Origin of the sequence: Saccharopolyspora sp. NPDC002686, assembly GCF_040295745.1 — a bacterium.
Lineage (GTDB): Bacteria > Actinomycetota > Actinomycetes > Mycobacteriales > Pseudonocardiaceae > Saccharopolyspora > Saccharopolyspora oryzae.
In genome coordinates, this window is sequence record NZ_JBEOVY010000669.1 from 1 (window position 1) to 1,271 (window position 1,271).

General features: G+C 69.0%; 2 protein-coding genes. Both read left to right on the forward strand.

Features of this window, described 5'->3' with window-relative positions:
- On the forward strand, positions 1 to 394 hold a 394-nt coding region (locus ABTZ89_RS38775; RefSeq protein ID WP_351054489.1), incomplete at its 5' end, for a transporter associated domain-containing protein.
- Positions 391 to 1,271: CNNM domain-containing protein (locus ABTZ89_RS38780; RefSeq protein WP_351054491.1), on the forward strand; the 881-nt coding region annotated here is incomplete at its 3' end. The genes ABTZ89_RS38775 and ABTZ89_RS38780, both read left to right, overlap by 4 nt.

Consider the following 1,271-nt stretch of genomic DNA (forward strand, 5'->3'; position numbering starts at 1 on the left):
GCTGGCCGTCGTGGTCGACGAGTACGGCGGCTCGGCCGGCATCGTGACCTTGGAGGACGTGGTCGAGGAGATCATCGGCGACGTCCGCGACGAGCACGACCGCCGGGAGGTCGCCCCGGTGCGCCGCGCCGACGAGCACACCTGGATCATCTCCGGCCTGCTCCGCCCCGACGAATTCGTCGAGGCGACCGGCTTGGCCATGCCCGACGGCGACGACTACGAGACGGTGGCCGGGTACGTGCTGGCCGATCTCGGCCGCATCCCCGAGGTCGGCGCCAGCCTGCCCCTGGACGGCTGGACGCTGACGGTGTCCCGAATGGACCGCAACCGCATCGCCGAGCTGCGGCTGACCCGCCAACCCGAGCCCGCCGAGGCGACGGGAGCGGCCCGATGAGCGATGGGTTCGCGATTCTGCTCGGTGTGGTGCTGTTGTTGTTGAACGCGTTCTTCGTGGGTGCGGAGTTCTCGTTGCTGTCGTCGCGTCGGGACCGGTTGGAGGCGTTGGCGGCGCAGGGCAAGACCCGGGCGCGTGTGGTGATCAACGCGAGTCAGCAGGGCTCGTTGATGCTCACCAGCGCCCAGCTCGGTATCACCCTGTGCTCGCTGGGTTTGGGGCGTCTTGGTGAGCCGGCGGTGGCGCACCAGTTGGAGGTGCCGTTCACCGCGTTGGGCATCCCGGAGACCGTGACACATGTGGTGGCGTTCGCGATCGCGTTGGCGCTGGTCGTGGTGCTGCACGTGCTCGTCGGTGAGATGGTTCCCAAAAACCTCTCCCTGGCCGAGCCGGAGAAGGTGGCGTTGTGGCTGGTGCCGCCGCTGGTCGGGTTCGTGACCCTGGCGCGGCCGTTGATCGCGGTGTTCAACATGGTCGCCAACACGGTGCTGCGGCTGCTGCGGGTCGAGCCCAAGGACGAACTCGACACCGCCTACACCTCCGCCGAGCTGGCCGAGCTGCTGGTCGAGTCCCGCCGTGAGGGGTTGATCGATCAGTCCGAACACCGCCGCCTGGCCCAGACCCTGTCGTCGATCGAGCACCGTGTTGCTGATGTGCTGGTGCCGCTAAGCGAGGTCACCACACTGCCCGCCCGCCCCACGCTGGGCGATGTGGAACGGGTGGTCGCCGAGACCGGGTTCTCCCGGTTCCCGGTCCGCTCCGCCGACGGGACGATGCGCGGATATCTGCACGTCAAGGACGTGCTGGACCAGATCGGGCACGACGAGACCACCCCGATCGCGGCCTCCCGGATCCGCCGCCTGCCCACGGTCCCGGC